Source organism: Devosia sp. FJ2-5-3 (assembly GCF_029201545.1).
Classification (GTDB): Bacteria; Pseudomonadota; Alphaproteobacteria; order Rhizobiales; family Devosiaceae; genus Devosia.
The window spans coordinates 4,167,566-4,192,992 of sequence record NZ_CP104007.1 but is presented as its reverse complement, the minus strand read 5'-3'; the positions used below and the strand labels follow the sequence as shown (position 1 = coordinate 4,192,992).

The 25,427-nt window shown below is 63.1% G+C and carries 27 protein-coding genes; 18 read left to right on the top strand and 9 right to left on the bottom strand.

The genetic code is table 11. The annotated features are described in order from the left end of the window. Positions 1–892 precede the first annotated feature (892 nt). Positions 893–1,159, bottom strand: a complete 267-nt coding sequence (rpsT, locus tag N0P34_RS20135; protein WP_275604981.1) for a 30S ribosomal protein S20 — start codon at positions 1,157–1,159, stop codon at positions 893–895. Between the two features lie 151 nt (positions 1,160–1,310). Then, positions 1,311–2,198 carry a bifunctional DNA-formamidopyrimidine glycosylase/DNA-(apurinic or apyrimidinic site) lyase gene (gene mutM / locus N0P34_RS20130; RefSeq protein ID WP_275604980.1) on the bottom strand — a complete coding sequence of 296 codons (888 nt, stop codon included), beginning with the start codon at positions 2,196–2,198 and terminating at the stop codon, positions 1,311–1,313. A 119-nt stretch (positions 2,199–2,317) separates the two neighbouring features. Here mutM and ubiE point away from each other — a divergent pair, with 119 nt between their 5' ends. From ubiE to N0P34_RS20095, 7 genes are all read left to right on the top strand, one after another. After that, entirely contained in the window at positions 2,318–3,082 is a 765-nt protein-coding gene (gene ubiE, locus N0P34_RS20125) for a bifunctional demethylmenaquinone methyltransferase/2-methoxy-6-polyprenyl-1,4-benzoquinol methylase UbiE (RefSeq protein WP_275604979.1), read from the top strand. 3 nt (positions 3,083–3,085) lie between these two features. After that, on the top strand, positions 3,086–4,630 hold the full coding sequence (ubiB, locus tag N0P34_RS20120) for a 2-polyprenylphenol 6-hydroxylase (protein WP_275604978.1): 1,545 nt from the start codon (positions 3,086–3,088) through the stop codon (positions 4,628–4,630). 87 nt (positions 4,631–4,717) lie between these two features. After that, positions 4,718–5,308 carry a hypothetical protein gene (locus N0P34_RS20115; RefSeq protein WP_275604977.1) on the top strand — a complete coding sequence of 197 codons (591 nt, stop codon included), beginning with the start codon at positions 4,718–4,720 and terminating at the stop codon, positions 5,306–5,308. Continuing rightward, positions 5,305–5,766: a dUTP diphosphatase gene (gene dut / locus N0P34_RS20110; protein WP_275604976.1), complete on the top strand. Its 462-nt coding sequence runs from the start codon at positions 5,305–5,307 to the stop codon at positions 5,764–5,766. The genes N0P34_RS20115 and dut overlap by 4 nt, the downstream gene beginning before the upstream one ends. Next, on the top strand, positions 5,720–6,469 hold the full coding sequence (locus N0P34_RS20105) for a DUF2259 domain-containing protein (RefSeq protein WP_275604975.1): 750 nt from the start codon (positions 5,720–5,722) through the stop codon (positions 6,467–6,469). Before dut ends, N0P34_RS20105 begins: the two co-directional genes overlap by 47 nt. Beyond that, on the top strand, positions 6,456–7,190 hold the full coding sequence (gene moeB, locus N0P34_RS20100; RefSeq protein WP_275604974.1) for a molybdopterin-synthase adenylyltransferase MoeB: 735 nt from the start codon (positions 6,456–6,458) through the stop codon (positions 7,188–7,190). Before N0P34_RS20105 ends, moeB begins: the two co-directional genes overlap by 14 nt. A 116-nt stretch (positions 7,191–7,306) precedes the next feature. Further along, positions 7,307–8,329, top strand: a complete 1,023-nt coding sequence (locus tag N0P34_RS20095; protein ID WP_275604973.1) for an LLM class flavin-dependent oxidoreductase — start codon at positions 7,307–7,309, stop codon at positions 8,327–8,329. Between the two features lie 103 nt (positions 8,330–8,432). Here the strand turns inward: N0P34_RS20095 and N0P34_RS20090 are convergent, their stop codons facing one another. Next, positions 8,433–8,951 carry a hypothetical protein gene (locus N0P34_RS20090; protein ID WP_275604972.1) on the bottom strand — a complete coding sequence of 173 codons (519 nt, stop codon included), beginning with the start codon at positions 8,949–8,951 and terminating at the stop codon, positions 8,433–8,435. 261 nt (positions 8,952–9,212) lie between these two features. On the opposite strand from N0P34_RS20090, the gene N0P34_RS20085 reads away from it, so the two are divergent. Beyond that, positions 9,213–11,849 carry a PBP1A family penicillin-binding protein gene (locus tag N0P34_RS20085; protein WP_275604971.1) on the top strand — a complete coding sequence of 879 codons (2,637 nt, stop codon included), beginning with the start codon at positions 9,213–9,215 and terminating at the stop codon, positions 11,847–11,849. A 76-nt stretch (positions 11,850–11,925) separates the two neighbouring features. Here N0P34_RS20085 and N0P34_RS20080 read toward each other — a convergent pair whose 3' ends face one another. From N0P34_RS20080 to N0P34_RS20065, 4 genes are all read right to left on the bottom strand, one after another. Next, on the bottom strand, positions 11,926–12,642 hold the full coding sequence (locus N0P34_RS20080; protein ID WP_275604970.1) for a L,D-transpeptidase: 717 nt from the start codon (positions 12,640–12,642) through the stop codon (positions 11,926–11,928). Between the two features lie 67 nt (positions 12,643–12,709). Further along, positions 12,710–13,048 (bottom strand): hypothetical protein, encoded by a 339-nt coding sequence (locus N0P34_RS20075; RefSeq protein ID WP_275604969.1) that lies wholly within the window; start codon positions 13,046–13,048, stop codon positions 12,710–12,712. A gap of 49 nt (positions 13,049–13,097) precedes the next feature. Further along, positions 13,098–13,847, bottom strand: a complete 750-nt coding sequence (locus tag N0P34_RS20070; protein WP_275604968.1) for a SprT family zinc-dependent metalloprotease — start codon at positions 13,845–13,847, stop codon at positions 13,098–13,100. A gap of 166 nt (positions 13,848–14,013) precedes the next feature. Beyond that, positions 14,014–14,463 carry a DUF2852 domain-containing protein gene (locus N0P34_RS20065; RefSeq protein ID WP_275604967.1) on the bottom strand — a complete coding sequence of 150 codons (450 nt, stop codon included), beginning with the start codon at positions 14,461–14,463 and terminating at the stop codon, positions 14,014–14,016. A 174-nt stretch (positions 14,464–14,637) separates the two neighbouring features. Here N0P34_RS20065 and N0P34_RS20060 point away from each other — a divergent pair, with 174 nt between their 5' ends. Then, complete coding sequence (locus N0P34_RS20060; protein ID WP_275604966.1) at positions 14,638–15,945, top strand: ActS/PrrB/RegB family redox-sensitive histidine kinase; 1,308 nt, start codon at positions 14,638–14,640, stop codon at positions 15,943–15,945. Between the two features lie 26 nt (positions 15,946–15,971). Further along, positions 15,972–16,523: an ActR/PrrA/RegA family redox response regulator transcription factor gene (locus tag N0P34_RS20055; protein ID WP_275604965.1), complete on the top strand. Its 552-nt coding sequence runs from the start codon at positions 15,972–15,974 to the stop codon at positions 16,521–16,523. Between the two features lie 42 nt (positions 16,524–16,565). On the opposite strand, the gene N0P34_RS20050 is transcribed toward N0P34_RS20055, so the two are convergent. Beyond that, positions 16,566–16,916, bottom strand: coding sequence for a DUF1428 domain-containing protein (locus tag N0P34_RS20050; protein ID WP_275604964.1), 351 nt, complete (start codon positions 16,914–16,916; stop codon positions 16,566–16,568). 108 nt (positions 16,917–17,024) lie between these two features. Here N0P34_RS20050 and N0P34_RS20045 point away from each other — a divergent pair, with 108 nt between their 5' ends. Beyond that, the gene (locus N0P34_RS20045; RefSeq protein WP_275604963.1) at positions 17,025–18,677 is read left to right on the top strand and encodes an MBL fold metallo-hydrolase; all 1,653 of its coding nucleotides are present in this window, start codon (positions 17,025–17,027) and stop codon (positions 18,675–18,677) included. Between the two features lie 379 nt (positions 18,678–19,056). Next, complete coding sequence (locus tag N0P34_RS20040) at positions 19,057–19,410, top strand: septal ring lytic transglycosylase RlpA family protein (RefSeq protein WP_275604962.1); 354 nt, start codon at positions 19,057–19,059, stop codon at positions 19,408–19,410. A 74-nt stretch (positions 19,411–19,484) separates the two neighbouring features. Here the strand turns inward: N0P34_RS20040 and N0P34_RS20035 are convergent, their stop codons facing one another. Next, the gene (locus N0P34_RS20035) at positions 19,485–19,631 is read right to left on the bottom strand and encodes a DUF1127 domain-containing protein (protein WP_275604961.1); all 147 of its coding nucleotides are present in this window, start codon (positions 19,629–19,631) and stop codon (positions 19,485–19,487) included. 178 nt (positions 19,632–19,809) lie between these two features. Between N0P34_RS20035 and N0P34_RS20030 the strand changes: the two genes are divergently transcribed. The 6 genes from N0P34_RS20030 (at position 19,810) to N0P34_RS20005 (ending at position 25,393) form a co-directional block, all read left to right on the top strand. Next, positions 19,810–20,688, top strand: coding sequence for a LysR family transcriptional regulator (locus N0P34_RS20030; RefSeq protein ID WP_275604960.1), 879 nt, complete (start codon positions 19,810–19,812; stop codon positions 20,686–20,688). Between the two features lie 76 nt (positions 20,689–20,764). Continuing rightward, complete coding sequence (locus tag N0P34_RS20025; RefSeq protein WP_275604959.1) at positions 20,765–21,346, top strand: hypothetical protein; 582 nt, start codon at positions 20,765–20,767, stop codon at positions 21,344–21,346. An 88-nt stretch (positions 21,347–21,434) separates the two neighbouring features. Continuing rightward, complete coding sequence (locus N0P34_RS20020; protein WP_275604958.1) at positions 21,435–22,607, top strand: MFS transporter; 1,173 nt, start codon at positions 21,435–21,437, stop codon at positions 22,605–22,607. Next, positions 22,604–23,791 (top strand): MFS transporter, encoded by a 1,188-nt coding sequence (locus tag N0P34_RS20015; RefSeq protein ID WP_275604957.1) that lies wholly within the window; start codon positions 22,604–22,606, stop codon positions 23,789–23,791. Before N0P34_RS20020 ends, N0P34_RS20015 begins: the two co-directional genes overlap by 4 nt. Then, positions 23,784–24,248: an MmcB family DNA repair protein gene (locus N0P34_RS20010; protein ID WP_275604956.1), complete on the top strand. Its 465-nt coding sequence runs from the start codon at positions 23,784–23,786 to the stop codon at positions 24,246–24,248. Before N0P34_RS20015 ends, N0P34_RS20010 begins: the two co-directional genes overlap by 8 nt. Before the next feature lie 2 nt (positions 24,249–24,250). After that, positions 24,251–25,393, top strand: a complete 1,143-nt coding sequence (locus N0P34_RS20005; RefSeq protein WP_275604955.1) for an MFS transporter — start codon at positions 24,251–24,253, stop codon at positions 25,391–25,393. Positions 25,394–25,427: the final 34 nt, after the last annotated feature.

Genomic DNA, 25,427 nt, shown 5'->3' with positions numbered 1-25,427 from the left:
GACAGGAACAACACTGGAGCCGGTTTGAGGGAGGGAGGGAGTGGTGGCCGTAGACCAGTCATCCCTTCCCGCTGTTGCCTGTCGCATCATTGATTCTAGCCCCGTTTTTCGGCCCGGCGTTCCGCAATCTGCGCCCGGCTCAATGCCAATATTCATGTCGCCTTCCACAAGGCAGGCGACATCGCCTTGCGCCCACAAAGCGGGCGCACAAATCCCATCGGCGGTTACCCGCCGCCCCCTACCGACCATTCCCTTGAGTCCCGGTCCAATCCGACCGGCGGTCTATCCTAGTGCGGTCTCCCGCAAAAATCCGGCTGCATACGGCCATGCCAATTTTGTCATATTGACCCCTGGCCGATCCGGCATAATCCGCCGGACGACCCCCATGCTACATCCCGTTAGTAAATTCCGGCTTGGTCCCGAGCATCCTTTCCGGGCTCGTTTCCTGCGCTGGTAGAGTTACTTTAGAGGGACGTTTTTGGACCCGCAACACGTGAATCGCTGAAATAGGGGCTTGACTCCGAAGTGTGGTTTTCCCCGTCCCGAAAGGGGGAAAAGAAGCTTTCCACAAGAGCCTGTGACTCAATGCAGAATCGCCCCCTCTAGTGCCCCGCCAATGGTGAAGAATTTATTTTTCCGCCTGCGGCATTTTGGGCCTCGGGCTGTGCAAGCCCTGGGGAAAGACTCGCGTGAGCGAGTTCCAAGTCATTCCGAAGACTGACTTTTTTGCCACTGCCCCAGTGTGGGACAGATCCAGCGGGGCTGTTAGGAGATCGTCATATGACAAACTGACGACGGCAATAGACTCGGCAGGCAGGCAAAGAAAAAGGGCCCCTTTCGGAGCCCATTTTCAGATTGCCGCGTCGGCCAGTCCCGGCGCCGCGGCCTCGTCTTAGACAGCGAGCGCCTTGACGCGGCTGTTGAGGCGGGAGACCTTGCGGGCCGCCAGATTGGCATGGACGATGCCCTTGGTTGCGGCGCGGCTGATTTCCGGCTCGGCAGCCTTGAGGGCTGCGAAGGCAACGGCGTGATCGCCCGCTACAATCGCTTCTTCAACCTTGCGGATGAAGGTGCGCACGCGGCTGCGGCGCGACTTGTTCACTGCGGTACGGGCAGCGATCTTGCGGGTCGCCTTCTTGGCTGACGGCGTATTGGCCATTTGGTCCTCTTGGAGCGTCCAACCGGCAGGTGCGCAACGAGAGCGACGCGGCCGGCCGGAGTAAAATGAAAGCGGCGGCCCACTGCCGCCCAAGTGGTGGGGTCTATAGGGGAAAGCCTGCCAAGCGTCAACAGGATTCAGGCTTTCCAGCTCATGGGGCCCGTTGGCAGACCGGACAGAAAAAGGTCGAGCGTCCGGACTGGACGATGCGCGAGACGATTCCGGTACAGAGCGGGGTGGGGCAGGGGTCGCCCTCCCGGTCATAGACGGCGAAATTATGCTGGAAATAGCCTGACCCGCCTTCGGCATTGCGGAAATCGCGCAGGGTCGAGCCGCCAACCTCGATGGCCTCGATCAGCACCTGGCGCACGCTATGGGAGAGATCCTCCAGCGCCTTTTTCGGGCGACCAGTCTTGGTGACGAGGGTTCCGGCGGGAACCGTGGGCAGGATATGGGCGCGGTGCAGCGCCTCGGCCACATAGATATTGCCCAGCCCGGCGACGACCCGCTGGTCGAGCAGCGCCGCCTTGATCGGCGCCTTCTTGCCGGCAAAAGCCTCGGCCATGCCCGCGGCATGAAAATCATTGCCCAGCGGCTCGGGCCCCAGGCCCTGCAAATAGGGGCTGTCTTCGAGATCGTCCATCAGGTCGATAAAGCCGAACCGGCGCGGATCGGCATAGATGAGATGGCTCTGCCCGTGTCTCGGGTGCGAAATTTCCCAGATCATATGATCGTGCTTGGGCTCGGTGCCGGGCTCGTAGTAGCGCGGGGGCTTGTCGATGCCATGTTCGGCAAAGCGCCAGGAACCGGTCATGCCGAGATGGCTGAGCACGATCTTGCCGTTCGAAAGGGTAAGGAGGAGATATTTGGCGCGCCTGCCGACGCTGACAATGGTCTGTCCTTCGATGGCGGCGCCCAGGCCTTCGGGAAACGGAAAGCGCAGATTGGCGCGCTTGAGATGGACCGCGTCGATGCGCGCATCCACGAGCCAGGGTTCGAGCCCGCGACGGACCGTTTCCACCTCGGGCAATTCGGGCATGGGCAAATCTCCTTCGGGCCTGTGCGGCTTTGTGGCATGGGCAATCGGCGTCGCCTTATATATGGTGCCGCCCAAGACGAACCATATCGTGTCCACGATAAAGTGCATCGAGCCAAGCCATGACCGAGATCCGCGAAACCACCCATTTCGGCGAACAGACCGTCGCCCTCGAGGACAAGCAGGGTCTGGTCAACAAGGTTTTTCACGACGTCGCCGACCGCTATGATCTGATGAACGATCTGATGAGCGTTGGTATCCACCGGCTCTGGAAGGACGCCATGGTGGCCGATCTGGCGCCGCCCCGTTCCGGCAGCCGCGGCTATCGGGTGCTCGACATGGCCGGCGGCACCGGCGACATCGCCGAGCGCATCGTCAACGCCTCCCATGGCTATGCAGAGGTCGTGGTCTCCGACATCAATTCCGACATGCTGCGCGTTGGCGCCGAGCGGGCGCGGAACTGGCGCTATCCCGCCCAGGCGAGCTTCGTCGAGGCCAATGCGGAGGAATTGCCCTTCGAGAGCAATTCCTTCGACGCCTATACGATCGCCTTCGGCATCCGCAACGTGCCGCGCATCCAGATGGCGCTCAACGAGGCTCATCGCGTGCTCAAGCGCGGCGGTCGGATCATGGTGCTGGAATTTTCCCAGGTCGACGTGCCGGGCTTCGATGCCGTCTACAAGACCTTCTCCGACCGGCTCATCCCGCCCATGGGGCGCATGGTGACCGGAGACGCCCAGCCCTATCAATATCTGGTCGAATCGATCCGGAAATTTCCCGACCCGACACGTTTCTCGGCAATGCTCGCAACGGCCGGCTTCAAACGGGTCAAGCACCAAGCCTATACGGGCAATATCGCCACATTGTTCTCGGGCTGGAAACTCTAGCCCATGGGTCTGGGGTCGTTTTTCCGTCTCGTCAACGCCGGCTGGGTTCTGGCCCGCGAAGGCGCGCTTTCCGTTTTGCCGGTCGAATCGCTGCCGCCCATGATGAAGGCCGGAATTGCCATGGGGCGCCTCGTCGAGCGGCCCAGCGTGCGCCGCACGGGCCGCATCGAGCGGCTCAATGCCGCCCTGCACAAGCTGGGCCCGACCTATGTCAAGCTGGGCCAGACCCTCGCCACGCGACCCGATATTGTCGGGGCGCAGGCCGCGGTCGATCTGTCTGCCCTCCAGGACCGCATGCCGCCCTTTGATTCGGCGCTTGTGCCGGGGATCCTTGAGGCAGCCCTGGGTGACAAGGCCAAGGCACTGAGCGAAATCAGCCCGCCCATCGCAGCGGCCTCCATCGCCCAGGTGCACAAGGCGACCCTGCGCGTGCCCGGGCAGCCTCCGCACATTGTAGCGGTCAAAATTCTGCGGCCAGGGGTCGGCGAGCGGTTCAGGGCCGACACGAACAGTCTCTATACCGGCGCCCGCATGGCCCAGGCCTGGTCGAAATCCTCGCGCCGCCTCCGTCCGGTGGAGGTGGTCCAGACGCTCGATCATTCCATGCGGCTCGAACTCGATCTCCGGCTCGAAGCCGCGGCGATTTCCGAGCTCTCCGAAAATATCACCAATGACGAAGGTTTCGTCATTCCCAGCGTCCACTGGGATCAGGTGGCTGAAAATGTGCTGACCACCTCCTGGGTGGAAGGCATTCCCATTCGCGATCATGCCGCGCTCGATGCGGCCGGTGTCGACCGCAAGGCGCTGGCGGCAAAGGTGCTGCAATCCTTCCTGCGCCACGCCATTCGCGACGGTTTCTTCCACGCCGACATGCATCCGGGCAATCTGTTCGCCGATCCGCGCACCGGCGACGTGATCGCCGTCGATTTCGGCATTATGGGCCGGATCAACAAGAACGAGCGCAAATTCCTCGCCGATATCCTCTTCGGCTTCATCACTCGGGACTATCGCCTCGTGGCGCAGCGGCACTTCGACATCGGCTATGTGCCGCCGAGCCAGTCGGTCGACGATTTCACCCTCGCCATCCGCTCCATCGGGGAGCCGCTGCATGGGCGCACGGCGTCCGATATTTCCATGGCGCGGGTGCTCGGCCAGCTTTTTGCCATCACCGAACTTTTCCAGATGCAGACACGGCCCGAGCTGGTGCTGCTGCAAAAATCCATGGTCCTCGTCGAAGGCGTCGCCCGCACGCTCGATCCCGATCTCGACATCTGGACGGTGGCCGAGCCCGTGGTCGGGGATTGGCTGCGGCGCGAAGAAGGGCCGATTGGCCGGATCGAGGATCTGGCCGGGCATTTGACCCGCATGAGCACGGCGCTCGGCCGCGTGCCGGCGCTGATCACCCAGGCGGAACTGACGATGGCCGAACATCGCGCCATGATGAGCCGCCCGCCCGATCGCTGGATGCGCGGCGCGATCCTGGCGGTACTGGGCAGCGTCTTCGTGCTGATCGTGACAGCCATCTGGCGCCTGCTGGTTTTATCCTAGGCATTCGCGCTCACCCGATTGCGCCCCTCCTGCACTTTCTAATAGATGGCGGCCAAAGAGCGGCACTGACCATCAAGGGAGTACATTATGAAGGTTCAACTCATCGGCAAGCTCGTTGCGCTGCCGGTCCTGGCACTGACGCTGGCCGGCTGCATCGACGTCGAGATGGACGTCGCGCTGACCGGCGATGCGACCGCCCGGGTGACCACGACCCAGATTATCAGCGCCGATTTCTATGAAATGGTCGCTGCCAGTGCCGAGGACGGTGAAGAGGGCTTCTGTGCTCCGGAAAATCTGACCGAGACCGACGATGGCGGTGCCATTTGCGTCGACGTCAAGGAAGGGCCCTTTGCCGAGCTGATCGAAGGCGACGAGGAAGGCGGCATGGTCTTTGCCGCCGAGGGCCCCAATCTCGTGCGCGTCACCCTGCCCCTCGATGACATCGAGCAGGAAATGGGCGCCGGCGAAGAGCTCGATGCAGAAACCCGCGCCATGATGCAATCCATGTTCGAAGGCCGCACCATCACCGTCTCGGTTTCGGGCCTCGAAATCGTCGAGACCAATATGGAACGCTCGGCAGACGGCAAGTCGGCATCGATCGTGCTTGGCTTCATGGACATCATCGACGGCGAAACCGGCCTCGACGGCGACCTCTTCGCACTGGTGCGCACCCCTTGAGTGCGCGCCAGGTCATTATCGGCCTGACATGGCTGCCGCATGGCGAGGGCCTGGCCCTTCCGGCGGCGGCCACTGCCCTGGCGGCCGGCGCGGACCTCTGCGCCGCCCTTGCCGAGGGTGAGCGCTTGATCCTCGCGCCGGGCAAGCGGGCCATGGTGCCCTGCGGCTTTGCCATGGCGCTGCCAGCCGGTTACGAAGCCCAGGTTCGGCCCCGTTCCGGCCTTGCCGCGCGCCACGGGGTGACTGTGCTCAATTCTCCCGGTACCATCGATGCCGATTATCGCGGCGAGGTCAAAGTCATCCTCATCAATCTGGGCGAGGACGATTTCGTCATTACCCGCGGCGAACGCATCGCGCAGATGGTGGTGGCGCCGGTGACCCAGCCGGCCTTCCAGACGGTGGAGGAACTCGATGAGACGATACGGGGAAGTTCTGGCTTCGGTTCGACGGGGCGCTAGCCTCCTCGCCGGTGTCATGCTCGCCACCGCTCCGGTTTCGGCCGGGGACAGGGCGCTCATCGATTTTCTCGGCTTTTCGCCGGACGGACAGCATTTTGCCTTCGAGCAATTCGGCATCCAGGACGGCTCCGGCTTTCCGTATTCAGACGTCTACGTCCTTGACCTCGTCGCCGACAAATGGGTGCCGGGCACGCCGGTTTCGGTGCGCATCGACAGCGAAGACGCGACATTGGCCGATGTCCGCGCCCAAAGCGCCGACCGGGCGCAGGCGGTGTTGAACCGTTTTTCCATCACCGAGCCGGTCGAATATCTCGCGCTCAATGGCGATGGCACGGCGGAGCCCGATTTCACGCGCCTGCGGTTTGGGGTCCCCGGATATGGTCAGGGCGAGCCGAATTCCGACCAGACGCTGCGGCTCGACAGCTATGAGACCACCTCGCCGCTGCCCTGTGCGGACTGGTTTTCCGCCGAGCCGCTGGGCATGTCCCTGACCATGGAGGAGGATGACGGCGAGCGCCTGATCCATCGCGACAAGCGCCTGCCCGAATCGCGGGGCTGCGCCGTCGAATATCGGCTGTTCGGCGTGGTCCAGCCCGGTTGGGCGCAGGATATTTCCGCCGCAGTCGCCATTATCTCGGTTTATTCCGGCGGCTTCGAAGGGCCGGACCGACGGTTCATTGCGGTGCCCATTGGCGAACGATAGGCCCAGTTTTACCCCCGACGAGACGAAACGCTACGCGCGTCAACTCGTGCTCAAGGGTTTTGGTGGGGCGGCCCAGCAGAAGCTGAAGGCGGCAAAGGTGCTCATCGTCGGGGCAGGAGGGCTCGGAAGCCCAGCGCTGGCCTATCTGGCCGGTGCCGGCATCGGCCGCATCGCTATCCTCGACAACGACATCGTGAGTGTTTCGAACCTGCACCGGCAGATCGTGCACACCGGCGCGGGGATCGGCCTCAGCAAGGTCGAGAGCGCCGCGATTTTTGCCCGCGGGCTCAATCCCGAGATCGAAATCGTCCCGCTGCAGATGCGGCTCGACGCAGAAAATTTCGGACCCGTACTGGCCTCCTATGATCTGGTTCTCGACGGGACGGACAATCTGATAACCCGCCGGCTGGTCGCGGCAGGGGCCCAGACCCTGCAAAAACCGCTTATCTCTGGCGCGGTCTCGATGTTTTCAGGTCAGGTCACTGTCTTTGCACCCCATCTTGGCGGGCCAGGGCATGAAGCGCTCTTTGCCGACGCGGCCAATGACGACGACCTGCCCTCCTGTGAGGCCAATGGCATTATCGGGCCCGTCACCGGGGTGATCGGCACGCTGATGGCCATGGAGGCGATCAAGCTCGTGACCGGCATCGGTACGCCACTGATCGGCAAGGTGTTGATCTATGACAGCCGCGAGGCCCGGTTCACGGAACTGGCCTATTAAGGGGCTCGTTCAATCCTTCGCATCAATCCGTTCCGCACCCGGCAACTTGTGAGCGGGCAGGAAGAGGCTTAGCTCTGCTGGCAAACGCAAGCGCACGACAGACGGGATCCTGAAACATGAAGAAGATCGGCTTTCTCTCCTTTGGCCACTGGAACCCGTCGCCGCAATCGGGGACGCGTTCGGCCGGCGATACGCTGCTGCAATCGATCGATCTGGCGGTGGCCGCCGAGGAGCTTGGCGCCGACGGCGCTTATTTCCGCGTGCACCATTTTGCGCGCCAGCTCGCCTCGCCCTTCCCGCTTTTGGCGGCCGTGGGCGCCAGGACCAAGAAAATCGAGATCGGCACGGCCGTGATCGATATGCGCTATGAAAACCCCCTCTATATGGCCGAAGTCGCCGGGGCCGCCGATCTGATCTCGGGTGGCCGGCTGCAATTGGGCATATCGCGCGGCTCGCCCGAGCAGGTGATCGATGGCTACCGCTATTTCGGCTTCGCCCCCGAAGAGGGCAAGACCGATGCCGACATGGCGCGCCAGCACGCCGAAGTGTTCCTCGAGGTGTTGAAGGGCAAGGGCTTTGCCCAGCCCAATCCGCGCCCGATGTTTCCCAATCCGCCGGGGCTGCTGCGCCTCGAGCCGCATTCCGAAGGCCTGCGCGAACGCATCTGGTGGGGTTCTGCCACCAATGACACAGCGATCTGGGCGGCCAAAATGGGCATGCATCTGCAGAGCTCAACGCTCAAATTCGACGAGACCGGCAAGCCCTTTCATATCCAGCAGGCCGAGCAGATCCGCGCCTATCGTGCGGCCTGGAAAGACGCCGGCCACGCCTATGAACCACGCGTCTCGGTGAGCCGATCTATTTTCGCGCTCGTCAATGACATGGACCGGATGTATTTCGGTGCCGGTCGTCCCGAACAGGACCAGTTCGGCTATATCGAGGAAAATGTGCGGGCCGTTTTTGGGCGGGGCTATACCGCAGAGCCGGACAAGCTCATCGAGGATCTGCGCAAGGACGAAGCCATAGCCGAAGCCGATACGCTGCTGCTGACCGTGCCCAACCAGCTTGGCGTCGACTACAACGCCCATGTCATCGAGAGCATTCTCACCCATGTCGCGCCCGCCTTGGGCTGGCGGTAATTCCTCCGTTTAAGAGGCAGCACTACTTGTCCTCCCCGGTGTCATCCCCGTGAAAGCGGGAATGACCGGTGTGCGTGTTGTTGGCCATTTGGTTGGGCGCGAACTACCCCCGCGGCAGTGAAAACTCCGAACCCGCGCAGTTGTTCGCCTGCCAATAGGCGTCCACCGGGGTAAAGCGGCCGGTGGCCAAAGACTGGATCCGCGCGGCATAGGCCATCGCGCGGCACTCATCGGTATCGGTCACGGCATGGACCAGCTCGTGCAGCACTGTCAGGGCCCGCAGATCGTCGGCACGTGGACTGAAAAAGCGCGGACAGACGACGAGACGAACGATGCCGTCGCGGGCCGGGAGCATTGTATAGGCAGCAAAACGGCCGCAATGGCCGGCCGGGTCGGCCTTTTCCTCATAGTAAAGGGAAATGGTTTTTCCCCCGCGCTGGAATTTGCCCGTGACCAGGGCATCGCGAAATTGGTCGCGATCGACACCGAAGGCCTGGCCGATTTCGGGCGCTGCGGCATCGAACAGCCCAATGGCCCGGTTGAGGGCCTTTGTCAGTTCGTCGGCAAATGCGGGAGAGGCCGAAAGGGCCAGGGCGGCGAGGAGGGCAAAAACAAAGCGCATACGCCTTCATGCCTCGACCGATGTGTTTTCCGCAAGGCGCGCGTGTTGCGGCGGCGTCACACTGCTGAAAATGCACGAAAACTCACATAAACCGGCCACATTTTTCCCGGACAAGCATTCAATAGCGCCGCGAAGAGGCGGTGAGCGCGTCAGATGCCCAGCATGTGATCGCAGCCTCCTTAACCTCTGGCTTACCTTTTCTTTCCCTCGTGCGGCGAAAAGAGTAGAAGCGGCTCAGGACCTTCAAGGACAGATTGCTCGATGGACTTCCGCATTTCGGCCGATGATCGCGTTGGTGGCCCCCAGAAGAGGACCAGCAAGCCGCAGCCACGTGCAGCCAAGGGCCAGCGGGTCGAGCCGTCCCTCGGCCAGTCAGTTGGCGTATTCGTCGACGACGAACGCTCCGGCGGGCCCATTGGTGGAGGCGGTGGCGGCAAGCCGCCAAAGCCGCCCCGCAAGGAAAAGAAAGAGCCGCGTCGCGGCAAGGCCGAGGCCGCGCGTCCCAAGAAGCGCCGCTCGCGGTCCGGCGGTTTTCTCATGGGCCTCTTGTGGTGGGGCTTTGTCGCCTGCCTCTGGGGCGGTCTCGCCGTCATCGGCATCATCGTCTATTACGGCGCCCAGCTGCCTTCGTCGAACACTTGGGCCATCCCCGAGCGTCCGCCCAATATCCGCATCCTGGCAGCCGACGGCAGTCTTATTTCGAATCGTGGCCAGACCGGTGGCGAGGCCGTCACTTTCCGCGAACTTCCCCATTTCGTCCCCGCGGCCTTCATCGCCTCGGAAGACCGACGCTTCATGAGCCATTTCGGCGTCGACCCCATCGGCCTGATGGCGGTTGCCATCGAATCGGTGCAGGCGCGCGGCGTGACCCGCGGTGCCTCGACCCTCACCCAGCAGGTCGCCAAGAACCTCTTCCTCACCCCGGACCAGACCCTGGGCCGCAAGGTGCAGGAGGCGATCCTGGCCATCTGGCTCGAGCAGAATTTCACCAAGGAAGAAATTCTCGAGCTCTATATGAACCGCGTCTATTTCGGCGCCGGTGCGACCGGCATCGAGGCGGCGGCGCAGACCTATTTCGGCGTCTCGGCGCGCAATTTGTCGCTCGGCCAGGCGGCCATGCTGGTCGGTATCCTCCCCGCCCCGTCCGCCTATAATCCCAAGGCCAATCCGCAGCGCGCCATCGAGCGCCAGCGCCTCGTGCTCAACCTCATGGCCCAGGAAGGCTACATTACCCGCGAGGAAGCCGACGCGGCGCAGATCAGCTCGGATCAGTCGAGCGTGCGGACAGTGGTGGCGGGCTCGGAATCCTATGTTGCCGACTGGGTCGAAAGCCTGATGACCGCCTATATCGGCGAGATTTCGGACGACGTCGTGGTGCAGACCACTATCGACTGGAAAATGCAGAAGGACGCCGAATTCGCCGTGCGCGAGGCGGTGGCCAATGAAGGCCCCAAGCGCGGCTTCACCCAGGGTGCGCTCGTCGCCATGGATGTCGACGGCACGATCCGCGCCATGGTTGGCGGTGTCGACTACCAGGCCAGCCAATATAACCGCGCAGTAACGGCCAAGCGCCAGCCTGGCTCGACCTTCAAGCCCTTCGTCTATATGGCGGCCATGGAAAAGGGCTATACCCCCGACACGCTCGCCGAGGACGCCCAGTTCGAATATAACGGCTGGAGCCCGCGCAATGCCTCGGGCAAATATGCCGGCACGGTGACGCTTCGGCAGGGCCTCGCCTATTCGCTCAACACCATTGCCGGGCGCCTCGCTATCGACGTAACCCCGGCAGCCGTGATCGATGTGGCGACCCGCATGGGCATTTCGACGCCGATGACGCCAGTGCCCTCGATCGGCCTCGGCACCCAGGAAGTGAACCTGCTGGAGCTGACCAGCGCCTATGCCCCGTTCGCCAATGGCGGCAATGGCGTCATCCCCAATGTGATCACCAAGATCACCTCCAAGGATGACGAGACGCTTTATGAGGCCTCCAATGCGGGCCCCGGCCGGGTAATCGACCCCCATGTGCTGGCGCAGATGAACGACATGCTCGAGACCGCCGTTGAGGTGGGCACGGGCCGTGGCGCCAATCTGGGCGGATGGCAGTTCGGCGGCAAGACCGGCACCAGCCAGGAATCGCGCGACGCGCTGTTCGTCGGCTACACCGCGGCCATGGTCACCGGCGTCTGGCTTGGCAATGACGACAATAAGGGCACCAAGCTCTCGGGCGGCAACGTCCCGGTCGCGATCTGGTCGGAGTTCATGACCAAGGCGCATGCCGGTAAATCGCCCGTCCAGATCCCGGGCGGCTCCTATGCCGGCCAGGTCATCCCCCAGCAGCTGATCGATCCCAATACCGGCCAGCCTATCATCGACCCGGCCACCGGCCAACCGCAGGTGCAATATGTGGACGGCGGCACGGGCCAGCCCGTGCAGACCATGGTCGATCCGGCGACCGGACAGATCGTCGCCATCGACCCGGCGACGGGGCAGCCGATGCAGGGCATTGCCCCGATCCAGTCTGGCAACCCATCGATGCAGACGGGCCAGATGCTCGATCCGGCCACCGGCCTGCCGGTCGAGCAGTTCGTTGACGGCAATCAGTTCAATGGCGCAGGCCAGGCGATCGATCCCGTCACAGGCTTCCCGCTGCAGGACCCCAATGCCGGCTTCGGCCAAGCGCCGATCGATCCGGAGACGGGCATGCCCATGACGCTGGTGATCGATCCTGCCACGGGCCAGCAGGTCTGGGTGCCCAGTGCCCCGACCAGCAATAATGGCGGGCAGTTCGCTGCTCCCGTCGAGCAGTTTGCGCCGCCTGCACCCGTGCAGCAGCCCGAGCCGGTCTATGAAAACCAGCGGTCGCAGCGCACGCTGATGGATCTGATCTTCGGCGGCTAGAGCCAGTCGAGGACACAAAAAAAAGGCCCCGATGAAACCATCGGGGCCTTTTTTATGCCTTGGGCTTTGCAGCCGGTCAGACGATGACCTCTGGCGCCTGGCTCTGGAGCACGACGATGGGAGAGCCATTGGGGACGCGTTCATAAAGATCCATGACGTCCTGGAAGATGAGGCGCACGCAGCCCGATGAAACCGCCTTGCCGATGGTGGCGACATCCATGGTGCCATGGACGCGGTAGATGGTGTCGCGATTGCCCTGGTGGATGTAGAGGGCGCGGGCGCCCAGGGCATTGAGCAGGCCAGGGGGCTGGCCATGACGATACATTTCGAGCTCGGGCTGGCGATCGACCATTTCGGACGGTGGGGTCCAGATCGGCCATTTGCGCTTGTAGGCGATGTGGGCGCGACCGCCCCACTCGAAGCCGGCGCGGCCGATGCCGACGCCATAGCGCATGGCCCGCCCATTGGGCATGGTCCAGTAGAGGAAGCGGTTGGCCGTGTCGACGACGACGGAGCCAGCAGGCTCGCCCGTGGGATTGTCGACCTCCTGACGCCAGTAGATCGGATCGAGATTGGACACGTCGGCGGCCGGGACCGGATATTCCTCTTCCGGGCGAGCCGAATACATGGCCAAGACGTCAGGGGGCACGGTGCGGCGCAGGGGTTCAGTGGGCGCCGCGGCGCTGCGAACACTGCCCGTGGTGGAGCAGCCGGCAAGGGTCAGCGCACCCAGGCTGGCAAGGCCAGCCAGCAGGGCGCGGCGCGACAGCGTCGCGTCGGTGAGAGAATGCATAATATATCCTTGGCCCGCAGAGGGCCTGGTGTTCTGGGAAGACTAAAAACTGTGACGAGTGGCGCTGTCAGGCCGCCCGGGGTGGGCGCAGCAGTCGCTCGGCCATGCCGAAAGGCAGATGTGACCGGACATTGGGTGTCGGAGCGTCTCGTTCCGCAGGGGGTAGCGCGACCTGTCCGTCGACGGTGATGGCGTAAAGAGAACCGAATGGCATGATAATGCCAGAGCCGAGGTCAATCTCGCCCCGCTGCACCGATACGGTGACGGGGATCGAGACGTTCTCGGCGTCCACCATGTTCAGGACCACGATCGGGGTGCTGATGTAGCGGTGGGCATAAGCCGTCGTGCTTCCCGCGATGGTCGCGAAGGAAAAGATGACGGCGATAAGGGCCACAAGACGCTGCATACCCTGCTCTAGCGCTCACGATTGGGGCGGGAAGGTGGCAAAGGACCTCTCAAGCCTCGCCCTGGGGCGGTTGCCACGCCATGAGTTGGCGACCGTGTGATTTAAGCCACGCCCGACCGCGCTCCATGTCCGGCAGCGTCCGCTCGACAGTCGCCCAGAAGGCGGGCGAATGGTTCATCTCGACCAGGTGTGCCACCTCATGGGCGGCGACATAGTCGAGCACGAAGGGTGGGGCCAGGATCAGCCGCCAATTGTAGTTGATGGCACCGGTCGACGAGCACGAGCCCCAGCGGCTCGACTGGCTGCGCAGGCGGATCTGCTTGACGCTGACGTCCAGCCGCGCGGCGTGAAACAGGCTGCGTTCGGTAAGATCCTCAAGCGCGACAATCTTGAGCCAGTCATAGAGCCGCCTTGGCTGGTGCTCCGGGGCGCCCGGCACGAGGAGGGCGGGGCCATCGGCCGTCTCATCCATAGCGACGCGCCCGCGGACCGCGCCGGTGGCCACGATGCGATGGGGCACGCCGCGCAGCGGCACGATGCTGCCGTGGGCAAGACTTTGGACCGTGGGGGTGCGGGGCAGGCGCGCGGCGAGCCAATGCCTGTGGCGGTTCAGGAAAGCCTCTGCATCGCTCCAGCGCGCCTTTTCCGGCAGCGTGAGCAATGGCCCGGTTGCCGGAAGGGAAAGACGAAAGGCACGCGCCCGCTTGCTGACCCGCACGGTCACGTCCACTACCCGGCCGTCGATATCGAGCTGGGTGCGGGCGGGCGGCGCTGATTTCTGGCGAAGGAAGGAGAACATGGCGGAACGCGAGGAATCGATCGTCGCAGTCTAGACGGAAACCGCTTCCCCGTCTGGCCTGTTTCGACGTGTGCCGACACGGGCCGGTCATAAAAAAAGACGCCCCTTGCGGGGCGCCAGTCAGGTCACAGGGGAGGACCGTATGAAGGCAGGAAAGGGGGCGGCTTTAGCCGTTGTGGTTCCCATTGTCCTGGTTGGTATCGCCATAACCCTGGCGGTTGCCACGGCGTTCGCTCATGAAGCGATCGAACTCTTCGCGATCCTTGGCCTTGCGCAGATTGGCCATATATTCCTGGAAGGCGTCGATCTCGGCATCGAGACGGGCGCGCTCTTCCTCGAGGCGCTTGAGCTGGTCGGCACGATAGTCATCGAAGGCGGCATTGCCGGTCGAGGCGAAATTCTGCCCGCCGAAGCCGCGATGGCCAGTGTTGTTTCGCATAAAGCCGCATCCTTTGTTCCAATAGGCCTGGGCCTTTTCGGCGGAGCCGCCGAACTTCTCACCCCACAGGATGTAGCCAAGGATGGCCAGGCCGATTGGCCAGAAGAGGATAAAGCCGAGGACCATGAGGGCGATGGTCAGGGGCGACCATTGCGGTTTGATGATTGCTGTGTTCATTTCGTTTCGTCTCCCAGTCACGATGAGCCTAATTTGGTCCCGGCTTTGACGGGATCAAGGATGTGCCTATGGGGTTTTTCTGCTTGAAACCGACGTTTTTCCTCCCTATGGCGCGCAAACTTAGTCGCACTGGAAGCCACAACCATGAGCATTGATGCAGTTTCGAGACCGGACATGGCGCCCGTTTGGCGTCCCTTGCGTCTGCAGTCGCTCGTGCTGCTGCGCTGGCTGGCCGTGGCCGGGCAGACGATCGGGGTGTTTTTCGTCGAATTCGGCCTTGGTTTCTCCCTGCCACTGTTCGAATGCCTGGCGCTGATCGCGCTTTCTGCCGCGCTCAATATCGGCCTGGTCCTGCGTTATGGATTTCGCGCCCATCTGGCGCCCGGTTTTGCTGCCATTCTCCTGGCCTGCGATCTTTGCCAGCTCGGCGGGCTCCTGGCCCTGACGGGGGGGCTGCAAAATCCGTTTTCGCTTTTGTTGCTGGCGCCGGTCTCCGTTTCCGCGACGACCCTGCCGCAGCGGGAAACGCTGATCATCGCCCTGTTTGCGGCGATCATCGCCTCCATCCTTTCGGTCTTTCACCTTCCCCTGCCGTGGATGCCAGGGGAGCACCTGGCCTTTCACCGCGTTTTCGTCATCGGCATCTGGGTGGCAATCGTCTGCGGCATCGCCTTCATCGCCGCCTATACCAATAAGGTCGCTAATGATTCGCGGCTCATCGCCGACGCCCTGGCGGCCACTGAACTGGCCCTGTCCCGCCGGGAGCAACTCTCCGCGCTCGATGGCATGGCCGCGGCCGCCGCGCATGAATTGGGCACGCCGCTCTCCACCATTTCCCTCGCCGCAAAAGAGATGCGGGCCGAGGTGGAACAGGGCAGCCAACTGGCCGAGGACGTGGAACTGATCATTTCCCAGGCGGCGCGGTGTCGCGCCATTCTGGCCAAGCTGCGCAATCTGGGCGGCAGCGACCCGACCGATCCCTTCGCCGAGGCCCCGCTCACCGACATCCTGGCCGAAGTGGCGCGTCCGCATGAGGGCCGGGGCAAGGTCATTCTCTTCGACAGCGATAGCGTCGCCGGGCCCGCGCCGGTCTTTCCGCGCAGCGTCGGTCTACTCTATGGACTGGGCAACATCATCGAGAACGCCACTGATTTCGCCAGCCAGACCGTGCGCATCGAAACATCCTGGGACCAGAGCCGCATCATCGTGCGCATCACCGATGATGGACCTGGCTTTGCGCCCGAACTGGTGGCGCGCCTCGGCGAACCCTACCTTACCAGCCGTCCGCGCGATCCCAATGGGGTCGATGCCGACCAGCCTGGGGGGCTCGGCTTGGGCATCTTCATCGCCAAGACGCTTCTGGAGCGTACAGGCGCCAAACTGACCTTCGAGAACGAGAAAGCGGTCGGCCACGCCCAGGTTCGGATCGTTTGGAGCCGTGAAGCCGTTGTCAAGCAATCCGCAGCGCGGGTTTTGACGTAAAGCCCTCGAGGGCATAAGGAGAAGGCATGAGCACCATCGAAGACCTTCTAGCCACAGATCCCAGCCTTTTGCTGGTCGATGACGACCTGGCCTTTCTCACCCGCCTCGAGCGCGCCATGGTGCGCCGTGGCTTTGACGTCCGGACCGCATCGACGGTTTCGGCGGGCCTGTCCGCCGTTGCCGAAAAACCGCCGGCTTTCGCCGTGGTCGATCTCAGGCTCGAAGATGGCAATGGCCTCGACGTGGTTTCTGCCCTCCACCAGAAGCGGCCCGACGCCCGCGCGGTGGTGCTGACCGGTTATGGCAACATCGCCACCGCGGTGACGGCCGTCAAGCTGGGGGCGATGGACTACCTGTCCAAGCCCGCAGATGCCGACGACGTCATCAATGCGCTGCTGGCGACGGGCGAGGACAAGCCCGAGCCGCCGGAAAACCCGATGTCGGCCGATCGGGTACGCTGGGAGCATATCCAGCGCGTCTATGAATTGTGCGATCGCAATGTCTCCGAGACGGCCCGCCGGCTCAACATGCATCGACGCACCCTTCAGCGCATCCTCGCCAAGCGCGCGCCCCGCTGACCGCGGGGCCGGCCCCGCTGGCCGGCGGGGCACACGGGACGGTCAGCCGAGCGCGAACAGAGTGTTGAAGCCGCCGAAGATCATCCGCTTGCCGTCAAAGGGCATTTCGGGAAACTCTGCCATTTCCGGGCCCATCATCCGCTTCTGAATGGCGTCCCGCGTCGCCTTGTCTGGATATTCGATCCAGGAAAAAACGATCACTTCGTCATCCTTGGCCTGTACAGCACGCTGGAAATCGGTGTGTTCGCCCGGGGGCACGTCGTCGCCCCAGTTCTCGACCACCCGTAGGGCGCCCCATTGCGTGAAGAGCTCGGCCGCAGCCCGGGCGTGGGAAATGTAGAGTTCCTTATTGGCCCGGGGAACCGCGGCGACAAAGCCGTCGACATAGGTCATTTCAATTCTCCTCTTGCTGTGTCGGCCGCGTGTTCGTCGCGGCCTTCTCGACAAGGACGAGCGAGTAAGGCTTACTCCGACAGGAGGGGCGAGGAATGAGGAGCCGTCATGACGATCACCCTGCATTTCCACGGTGCGGCGGGCACCGTGACCGGCTCGTGCTATCGCATCGTCCACCCACAGGGGCAATTCCTCGTCGATTGCGGTCTCTTCCAGGGCAATAAGAGCGTCAGGGACCTTAACCTCAAGCCCACCCCGTTCGACCCCAGGACCATCGACTTCCTCCTCCTCACCCACGCCCATATCGACCATGCGGGGCTGTTGCCAAAGCTCTACGCCCAGGGTTGGCGCGGGCCGATGTGGATGACCGAGCCCACGGCGGGCCTGCTCGAATATCTGCTGCCAGACAGCGCCGGCATCCAGGAAAGCGAGGCCGAGCGCGAAACCCGCAAACGCGGGCGCCGTGGCGATGAACCGGCGCGGCCGCTCTACACCATGGCCGACGCCGAAGAGAGCCTCAAGCACCGGCGGACCTGCGCCTATGGCGAATGGATCGAGCCGGGGCCGGGCGTGCGCGCCCGCTACTGGAATGCCGGTCATATCATCGGTTCGGCCTCGATTGAGGTGGAGGTCAGCAATGGCGAGGGTCGCCCCGTGCGGCTGATGTTCTCGGGCGATATCGGGCCGGACGAGAAGGTCTTTTACGCCGAGCCGGAGGGACCGTCCGGCTTTGACTATATCCTCTGCGAAAGCACCTATGGGGGGCGTGAGCGCGAAGACTACACACTGGTCCAGCGCCGCCAGGCGCTCAAGGCCGAGATCGTCACGGCCCTGCAGCGGGGCGGCAATCTGGTCATTCCCGCCTTTGCCGTCGAGCGCAGCCAGGAACTGCTCCACGACATCGGCGTCTTGATCCGCGACGGTGAAATCGACCCCCGCATCGTCGTCCTCGACAGTCCCCTCGCCAGCAAGGTGACGGGCGTCTACCGCAAATATGCAAAAATGTTCGAGGACACCGAACTCACTGCCGACGAACTCTTCAACGATCCCCGCTTCCGGATCATCGAGGCCGTGGAGGATTCCAAGGCCCTCAACGCCATCAAGGGCGGGGCGATCATCATGTCCGCCTCCGGGATGGCCGATGCCGGCCGCATCAAGCACCATCTGCGCAACAATCTCATTCGGGCAAACGCGACGGTGCTCTTCGTAGGGTACCAGGCCCCTGGCACGCTGGGCCAGATCATCCTGTCCGGCGCCAAAGAGGTCCGCATCCACGGCACGCTCGTGCCTGTGCGGGCGCAGATCCGGTCATTGGGCAATTATTCCGCCCATGCGGATCATTCCGAACTGGTGGACTGGATCCGCGGTCGACTTCCCGCGCATGGTGCGGTGTTCCTGACCCATGGCGAAGACGCGGAACGCACCGCGCTGCGCCAAGCGTTGACAACGATCGGGCTGGGTGGGGACCAGGTCATCCTGCCCCAGATCGACGATTACTTCGAACTCAGCGCCCAGGGGATAAGGGCGGCGCGTGTCCCCGAAACCCGCCGCATCGATCCGGCACAGCTTTCCAGTGACTGGCACAATCTGTTTTCCGATTTCACCATCCGCCTCAGCCAGCGCCTGCACAGCATTCCCGATGAGGAAAAGCTCAGGCTGATGGTGGCGCTGGAGGCAGAACTGTCTGCATTGGGGGCCCCGCCCACAGCAGCGATGGCGGCAAAGGGACTTATACGGGAGCCGGGTGCGCTAGACGAATAGCGCGACCAATTTGGTCACAATCTCTTCGCAATTGGCTCCGGATCCGAAAAGTGCACGCTATTCACAGCCCCAAATGGGCGGGATATCTGCGAAATCACCGATGTTTGATGAAACCGTTGCCCATCTGACACAATACGGAACGAGGTTTCGCGCCTCCACTGAATCTCGCCGCTATGGGCGAAGAATACGTAGATCTTGAGATTCTCATTCTACAGTCTCGATCAATTCGGACCGAGTGGTTAATGAAATAGAGCCAGATCTGTGCGGCAAAGCTGCAACAGTGGGCCTCTTGGGAGGCACTTACGGGCAATCTGCCCTTATTCCCGACGTTCCACCCCCTTACTCAGCGCTCATCGATAACTTCAGTGAGCACAGACCATTGATCAGAAGAGCCGTTTCCGTCGCCCTGTGTGCGGCAGTCCTCGCCGCCTCATCGACGGCAGCCTATGCACAATGTGGTGGCGCATCCTGGTATGGCCCCGGCTTCCATGGGAAGAGGGCCGCATCGGGTGAAACCTTCAACGAGAACGCCATGACGGCGGCGCATCGTTCCCTTCCGTTTGGCACCAAACTGCGTGTCACCGACCAGAATTCGGGAAAATCCATTCAGGTCGTCATAAATGACCGCGGTCCTTTCCACGGCAAGCGTATCATCGATCTCTCCAAGGCAGCGGCCTCGGAACTGGGTTTCCGCAATCGCGGTGTAACTTCGGTCTGCATCGAAAAGATGTAATCCCTTCAACGTCTCACCCGACGTTGCAGCCGCCCGTTTTCGGGCGGCTTTTTTTGTGCATCAACTCCGGTCTGCTAGACCTTGTCCCGGATGAAGCGCGGCAGATCATCCTTGCTCGTGCCGATGTCGTAGAGCAGATGATCGTCAAGCCAGCGAAGGCGACGGATAGCATCCTGGCGCTGGTGCCAGTTGCGAATGCGGTGAATGATGGGTTTGAACATGGCTTCGTCTCCAAAATCTGCGCAACGACAGGCGTTCACCAAAGGGGAATTCGGCGTTTCAATTCTGAAAAGATGCGCGGGTAGGTAACCGCCTAACTTGGCGGGCGACGACAAAACTGCTCTGAATTGAGGAGTTTTGGTATATCCAAGAACGAAAGCGCTATTTCAGGAATGAAAAATGGATTTCGATTGGGATGATCTGAGACTGTTTCTGGCAGTCGCGCGCCTTGGCGGTCTCAGCGCGGCGACCGAGACGACGGGGCTTTCAGCGCCGACGCTGGGACGGCGTCTCGCGGCGCTCGAGGCCGCCATGGGTGAAGCACTCTTCAGACGCAGCCAGTCCGGCTATGCCCTGACCCCGGCGGGTGAGGATCTCCTGGCCCGGGCCGACGAGGTCGAGGCTGCCATGCTGGCGCTCAAGCGCTGGAAAGACGGCGCCATGGGCGCTCGTACCGTCCGCGTGTCGGCCGGCGCCTGGACGTCGGCCTTTCTCGCCAGCCACGTCGGCGAAATCTGGTCGGTCGAGGACAAATTCGGGCTCGAACTGGTGACGGCGAACGAGAAGATCGATATTGGCCGGCGCAATGCCGATATCGGCATCCGCAACCAGCGTCCGACCGAGCCCTATCTCGCCGGGCGGCGGGTGGGCACAGTCGCCTATGGCCTCTATTCCGGGCGCCAATTGATCAACGGGGTGGCGGCCGGCTATTTTGTTGGCCTGGCTGGGAGTGGAGCTCCCCAGACACAGTCGGCCAGATGGCTGCAGGCGCGCCATGCCGACCGGATCGCCGTGCGGGGCAACGATGCCATGAGCGTGCGCGAACTGGTCGCCAATGGGGCCGGCCTTTCGGTCTTTCCCTGTTTCGTGGGTGACGCCGATCCGCGCCTCATCCGTATTGCCCCGCTCATCACCGAACTCGAGACCGAGCAATGGCTCGTCTGTCACCACGAGGAGCGCCACCACCCGGCAGTGCGGGCTGTCACCGAGCGGATCGCCATTCTTCTCAACCGATACGGTTCGCTGTTCAGTGGACATGACCCGCAGGGGGCATCCTAGCCCCTGCATTAGGGGCACGTTAGGTGATTGGCTCTAGTTTTCGCGGCGGGGAAATTGCCGGGGGCCGAAAGACGCAATGGATGCCTATGTCTATATTGCCGGTCCGCAGGGCCAGAACTGCTCGGCCCTGTTTGATCTGGTCAATAAGCTCGGATTTGCCGGGGTGTCGTCTTTCCGGGGCATCGAGCAGGTGGCCGAGCAGACGCAGCGCAATCCGATCTGCTTTATCCTGTGCTCATCAGTCTCCGATCCCGCGCATTTGCGACCGATAGCGGAAGCCGTGCGGTTTTGTGCCTTGCCAAGGGTTCGGTTTTCGCCGCTGGTCTATCTGGCGGACGAGCCCTCGATCGAGACCACCATAGCCTGCGTCAATATGGGGTTCGATGATATCGTTGCCCTGCCTCAGTCCTCAGCGCAATTGCGCGATCGTCTGGAGCGCCAATTGGGCCAAGTGAAGATCTATTATGAGGCCAGCGGCTATTTCGGCCCTGACCGACGGCGCAATCTGGTTCCGAAGAGAGTGGGGCTCGAGACCCGCCAGGGTGGTCCCTTTCGACGTCTGGAGGTGATCCGAGATCTGCAATCGGGTGTGTCTGTCCTTCGCGACGAAATTGGGCGTGCCGCCCCGCCTGTGGCCCCTTTGCAATCGTTGGCATAAACCGGTCTACGCGCCGCTGAGCCCTATTTCACGGTGCGGCGAAATGCTCTAGCCTCATTCGGTCTGACCAGTTTGAGCATTTCCCGCCATGCGCTTCGGCATTGATATGCCGCCCCAGATGAAAATCTTCGGGGCGTTTTTCGTTTACTCCTTTTGCATGGGCAGCATCTTTCCGCGTCTGCCCGACATCCAGAGTGCCATGGGCGTGGGTGAGGGAGCGCTTGGCCTTGCCCTGATCGGATCCGCACTCGGCACGCTGGTTTCGCTGACCTTTGCCGGCCGAATGGTAGAGGCAATCGGATATCGGCGGGTCCTCCTGGTCGCCATTCCGCTGCTGTCGGTGTGTTACGCCTTGGCCAGCTGGGCCAATACGCCACTGGCCTTTTTCCTCCTGCTGGTTCCTGTCGGCCTGACGATCGGCACGATCGAGATCATCATCAATGTCGAGGCGGACCGGGTCGAGCACGCCATCGGACGACGCATCATGAGCCGCGCGCACGCCTTTTGGAGCCTTGGCTTCTTTGCCGCGGGCCTTGTGGGCTCGTTCGTCGCCCAGACCGGTCTCGAGGTACATTTTCACCTGATGATCATGATCCCGGTCATCATCTTGGCGACGCTGGTGGTGCTCGGGCGGTTCGAGCCTGCGCCGCATCGGGCCGGCACCAATGCGGATGAGGCGCCGCGTCTGGCCAGGCCGACATTGTCGATCATGGCGCTGGTGGCGGTGTGTATTTCAGCGATGCTCATGGAAGGGGCGGGGATCGACTGGTCCGCCATCTACATGCGCAACATCTTTGGCGCCGAGCCATTCTGGGCGGGCCTCGCCGTTGCAACTGTGGCAGGATCCCAGGGCGTCGCGCGCTTTTTTGCCGACAGTTTCGTCGAGCGCCTCGGGCCGGTCACGGTCGCCCGTTCGCTGCTTATGGTGCTGGGCGCCGGTGTGCTCTGCGCCTTCTTCGCGCCGGCCGCCTGGGTGGCCTATCTCGGCTTTGCCCTGATCGGCGTGGGCTCGAGCGCGCTCTTTCCGCTCGCCATGTCGGCAGCGGCGCAACAGACCGATCGCCCCGCCGCCATCAATGTCGCGGCCCTGGCGCAATTCTCCTTCACCGCGTTCCTCCTGGGACCGCCACTCCTTGGTTATATCGGCGAGCATTTCGGCATTCAGTGGGTGTTTGGCGTCGGCTTCCCACTCGTGCTCCTCGGCCTTGCCACAGCGCATACGCTGTCTCCAAAGCCTGTTCTCCGTGAGGTCGCTCCATGATTGCCCCCCAGCACCGCATCTACGCGTCGTTCTTTCTCTTTGCGGTTACCACCGGGGCACTGATGGCGCGCCTGCCCGATATCCAGGAGCATTTCGGGATCTCGGAGGGCCAGCTTGGCCTGACCATGATCGGCATGGCCATCGGCTCGCTGATCGCCCTGACGTTCGGCCCGCCGTTCATCGACAAGCTCGGCTTCCGTAGGACGGCGCTGATCACCGTGCTCGGACCGTCGCTGCTGTTCGCCACCATTCCCTGGCTCCCGGCCGCGCCGGCCATGTTCGTCGTGCTGTTCTGTGCCGGTCTCCTTGCCGGGGCGCTCGAGATCAATCTCAACGTCGAGATCGATCGGCTCGAGATGCAAACCGGCAAGCGTTTCATGAACCGTGCCCACGGCTTCTGGAGCGTGGGCTTTTTCGTTACCGCCCTGTTCGGCGCCATGATCCGCCAGTCCGGCGTGTCTGCCGGCGTCCACATGGCGGTGGTGGCCACCATTGTCGTGCTGGTGGCCGGCTATCTGCTCTTTAGCGCCACCGAGGCGCCAAAGCCGGTGCGGGCCGAGGGCGAGGCCGAGCATCGCTTTGCCTTCCCCAATCGCGGCCTCCTGCCCCTCTGCCTCATCGGCTTTGCTGCCTTCCTCGTCGAGGGGGCCGGGATCGACTGGTCGGCAATCTATATGCGCAACGTCTTTGCCGTTGAGCCCTTCGTCGGCGGCATGGGCCTTACCCTTTTCGCCTTCTTCATGGCGGTGATGCGCCTTTCGGCGGACCCGATCGTTGCCCGCTTCGGTCCGCGCAATGTGGCCATGGTCATGCTGAGCTTTGCCAGCCTCGGCGCGCTGATGGTGGGCCTCGCGCCGTCGCCGGAATTGGCCTTGACCGGCTTCGCGCTGATGGGCGCCGGCTGCTCGGCCGTCTATCCGCTGGCCGTCTCCGAGGCTGCCCAGCGCACCGACCGCCCGGCCGCCGTCAATGTGGCGGCCATCGGGCAGGTGAGCTTTGTCGTCTTCTTCCTTGCGCCGCCGCTGCTTGGGTTCGTCGCCGAGTTCCTGGGCATTCGCATGTCCTATCTCATCTGCCTGCCGCTGCTCCTCGCAGGCCTCTGGGCCTCGAGCTTTGCCCTGGGCACGAGGAAGGTCGAAGTCCCCCATGGCATGCCACCGGAGCCACTGGGCCCAAATGGCTGAGGACCTGCCGCCCATTGTCGATCTCCGGCAATCCGCCACGGCCCTGCGCGTCCAGCGCGGGGTCATGCGCATGCTTCGCGAACGCCACGACATGGCCTGCTATGCCGAAGTGCCGCTGAGCAATGGCCGGCGCGCCGACGTGCTGGCCGTGGGGCCGAAGGGCGAGATCTGGATCATCGAGATCAAATCGAGCCTGATCGACTTTCAGGTGGACCGCAAATGGCCCGAATATCGGGAATTTTCCGACAAGTTCTTCTTTGCCAAGCCGCCTGAGCTCGATGGCGAGATTTTCCCTGAAAGCGAGGGCCTGATCGTGGCCGATGGCCATGACGGGGCCATCCTGCGCGACAGCCCGGATACGCCTCTGGCGCCGGCCCGCCGCAAGGCGCTGATGCTCAAGCTGGCCCGGCTCGGCGCCGACCGCATCCACATCCTGATGGACCCCGGACCCCGCTGATCTTGCCCACCGCACCCGCTCATTGGCGCGTCGTCGCGCTGTTCTTCCTGCACGCTGTCGCCATCGGCGCGGTCCAGACCCGCATCGCCGACCTGCAATTGCTCAACAGGCTGAGCCCGGCGCAGCTCGGGCTCGTGCTGATGGGGCAGCCGCTCGGCGCCTTGCCCATGTTTCTCGTATCGAGCGCCATCATCGAGCGGTTCGGGCCGCGCCGGGTGATGCTGTGGTTCATGCCCGTGGTGATCGCCAGTTCGGCGCTGGCGGGTATTTTCATCAATCCGGTCGCGCTATTCCTGCTGCTGATGGTCAATGGCGTCGGCTTCTCGCTGACCAATGTCGCCATCAATGTCGAGGCCGACAGGGTCGAATTCGCCGGCGGGCGCCGGATCATGAACACCTGCCACGGCGTGTGGAGCGTCGGGTTTCTGGCGACGGCGCTGTTGGGCGCGGTGATGCGCGGGTTCGATGTCTCCCCCGCCTGGCATCTGGGCCTTCTGGCCCCCATCGTCATCGGCGCATTGATGCTGGTGGTGCTGCCCATGCCGGCAAGTGTCCCCCGTCCCCATGGCGGCGGCAAGGTGCGGCGGCTGGCCCTGCCGACACTGGCAACGTTGGGGCTGGTTGCGTTCGGCCTGGGGGCCGGGCTGACCGAGGGCGCTTCGCGTGCCTGGGCGATCATCTATCTGCGCGACAGTTTTTCCGTGGCGCCATGGGTGCAGTCCCTGGCCTTGCCGGCGCTGGTTGCGGCCATGGCTATCTGTCGGCTCTGCGCCGACCGGGTCATCGACCGGTACGGCCAGGTGAAAATCGCCCGGATCCTCTCCGCCACGGCGATTGCCGGGCTGGTGCTGGTCGTGCTGGCGCCCAATGCCTGGGTCGGCATCTTTGCCTTTGCCCTCGTGGGTGTCGGCATCTGCGTCCTCTATCCGCTGATGCTGTCGGCGGCGGCACGCCTCTCCGACCGCCCCGCCTCGCAAAATGTGTCGTCCGTGACCATGGTGTTCCAGCTGGTCAATCTGGGCGCCCCGGTGCTGATCGGTGCGGTGGCCGAGGGTTTTGGGGTGCGCATGGCCTTTGCCCTCTTGATCCCGCTGCTGGTCCTGACCTTCGTCACCGCCGGGCGCCTCGGCGCCAAACCTGCGTAAAAAATGAGCGATGGCAATACCATCGCTCATGGAG

Coding starts and splice junctions, on each gene's coding strand:
- rpsT (WP_275604981.1), bottom strand. CDS start 1,159: ATGGCCAATACGCCGTCAGCCAAGAAGGCGACCCGCAAGATCGCTGCC.
- mutM (WP_275604980.1), bottom strand. CDS start 2,198: ATGCCCGAATTGCCCGAGGTGGAAACGGTCCGTCGCGGGCTCGAACCC.
- ubiE (WP_275604979.1), top strand. CDS start 2,318: ATGACCGAGATCCGCGAAACCACCCATTTCGGCGAACAGACCGTCGCC.
- ubiB (WP_275604978.1), top strand. CDS start 3,086: ATGGGTCTGGGGTCGTTTTTCCGTCTCGTCAACGCCGGCTGGGTTCTG.
- N0P34_RS20115 (WP_275604977.1), top strand. CDS start 4,718: ATGAAGGTTCAACTCATCGGCAAGCTCGTTGCGCTGCCGGTCCTGGCA.
- N0P34_RS20105 (WP_275604975.1), top strand. CDS start 5,720: ATGAGACGATACGGGGAAGTTCTGGCTTCGGTTCGACGGGGCGCTAGC.
- N0P34_RS20095 (WP_275604973.1), top strand. CDS start 7,307: ATGAAGAAGATCGGCTTTCTCTCCTTTGGCCACTGGAACCCGTCGCCG.
- N0P34_RS20090 (WP_275604972.1), bottom strand. CDS start 8,951: ATGCGCTTTGTTTTTGCCCTCCTCGCCGCCCTGGCCCTTTCGGCCTCT.
- N0P34_RS20085 (WP_275604971.1), top strand. CDS start 9,213: ATGGACTTCCGCATTTCGGCCGATGATCGCGTTGGTGGCCCCCAGAAG.
- N0P34_RS20080 (WP_275604970.1), bottom strand. CDS start 12,642: ATGCATTCTCTCACCGACGCGACGCTGTCGCGCCGCGCCCTGCTGGCT.
- N0P34_RS20075 (WP_275604969.1), bottom strand. CDS start 13,048: ATGCAGCGTCTTGTGGCCCTTATCGCCGTCATCTTTTCCTTCGCGACC.
- N0P34_RS20070 (WP_275604968.1), bottom strand. CDS start 13,847: ATGTTCTCCTTCCTTCGCCAGAAATCAGCGCCGCCCGCCCGCACCCAG.
- N0P34_RS20065 (WP_275604967.1), bottom strand. CDS start 14,463: ATGAACACAGCAATCATCAAACCGCAATGGTCGCCCCTGACCATCGCC.
- N0P34_RS20060 (WP_275604966.1), top strand. CDS start 14,638: ATGGCGCCCGTTTGGCGTCCCTTGCGTCTGCAGTCGCTCGTGCTGCTG.
- N0P34_RS20055 (WP_275604965.1), top strand. CDS start 15,972: ATGAGCACCATCGAAGACCTTCTAGCCACAGATCCCAGCCTTTTGCTG.
- N0P34_RS20050 (WP_275604964.1), bottom strand. CDS start 16,916: ATGACCTATGTCGACGGCTTTGTCGCCGCGGTTCCCCGGGCCAATAAG.
- N0P34_RS20045 (WP_275604963.1), top strand. CDS start 17,025: ATGACGATCACCCTGCATTTCCACGGTGCGGCGGGCACCGTGACCGGC.
- N0P34_RS20035 (WP_275604961.1), bottom strand. CDS start 19,631: ATGTTCAAACCCATCATTCACCGCATTCGCAACTGGCACCAGCGCCAG.
- N0P34_RS20030 (WP_275604960.1), top strand. CDS start 19,810: ATGGATTTCGATTGGGATGATCTGAGACTGTTTCTGGCAGTCGCGCGC.
- N0P34_RS20025 (WP_275604959.1), top strand. CDS start 20,765: ATGGATGCCTATGTCTATATTGCCGGTCCGCAGGGCCAGAACTGCTCG.
- N0P34_RS20020 (WP_275604958.1), top strand. CDS start 21,435: ATGCGCTTCGGCATTGATATGCCGCCCCAGATGAAAATCTTCGGGGCG.
- N0P34_RS20015 (WP_275604957.1), top strand. CDS start 22,604: ATGATTGCCCCCCAGCACCGCATCTACGCGTCGTTCTTTCTCTTTGCG.
- N0P34_RS20010 (WP_275604956.1), top strand. CDS start 23,784: ATGGCTGAGGACCTGCCGCCCATTGTCGATCTCCGGCAATCCGCCACG.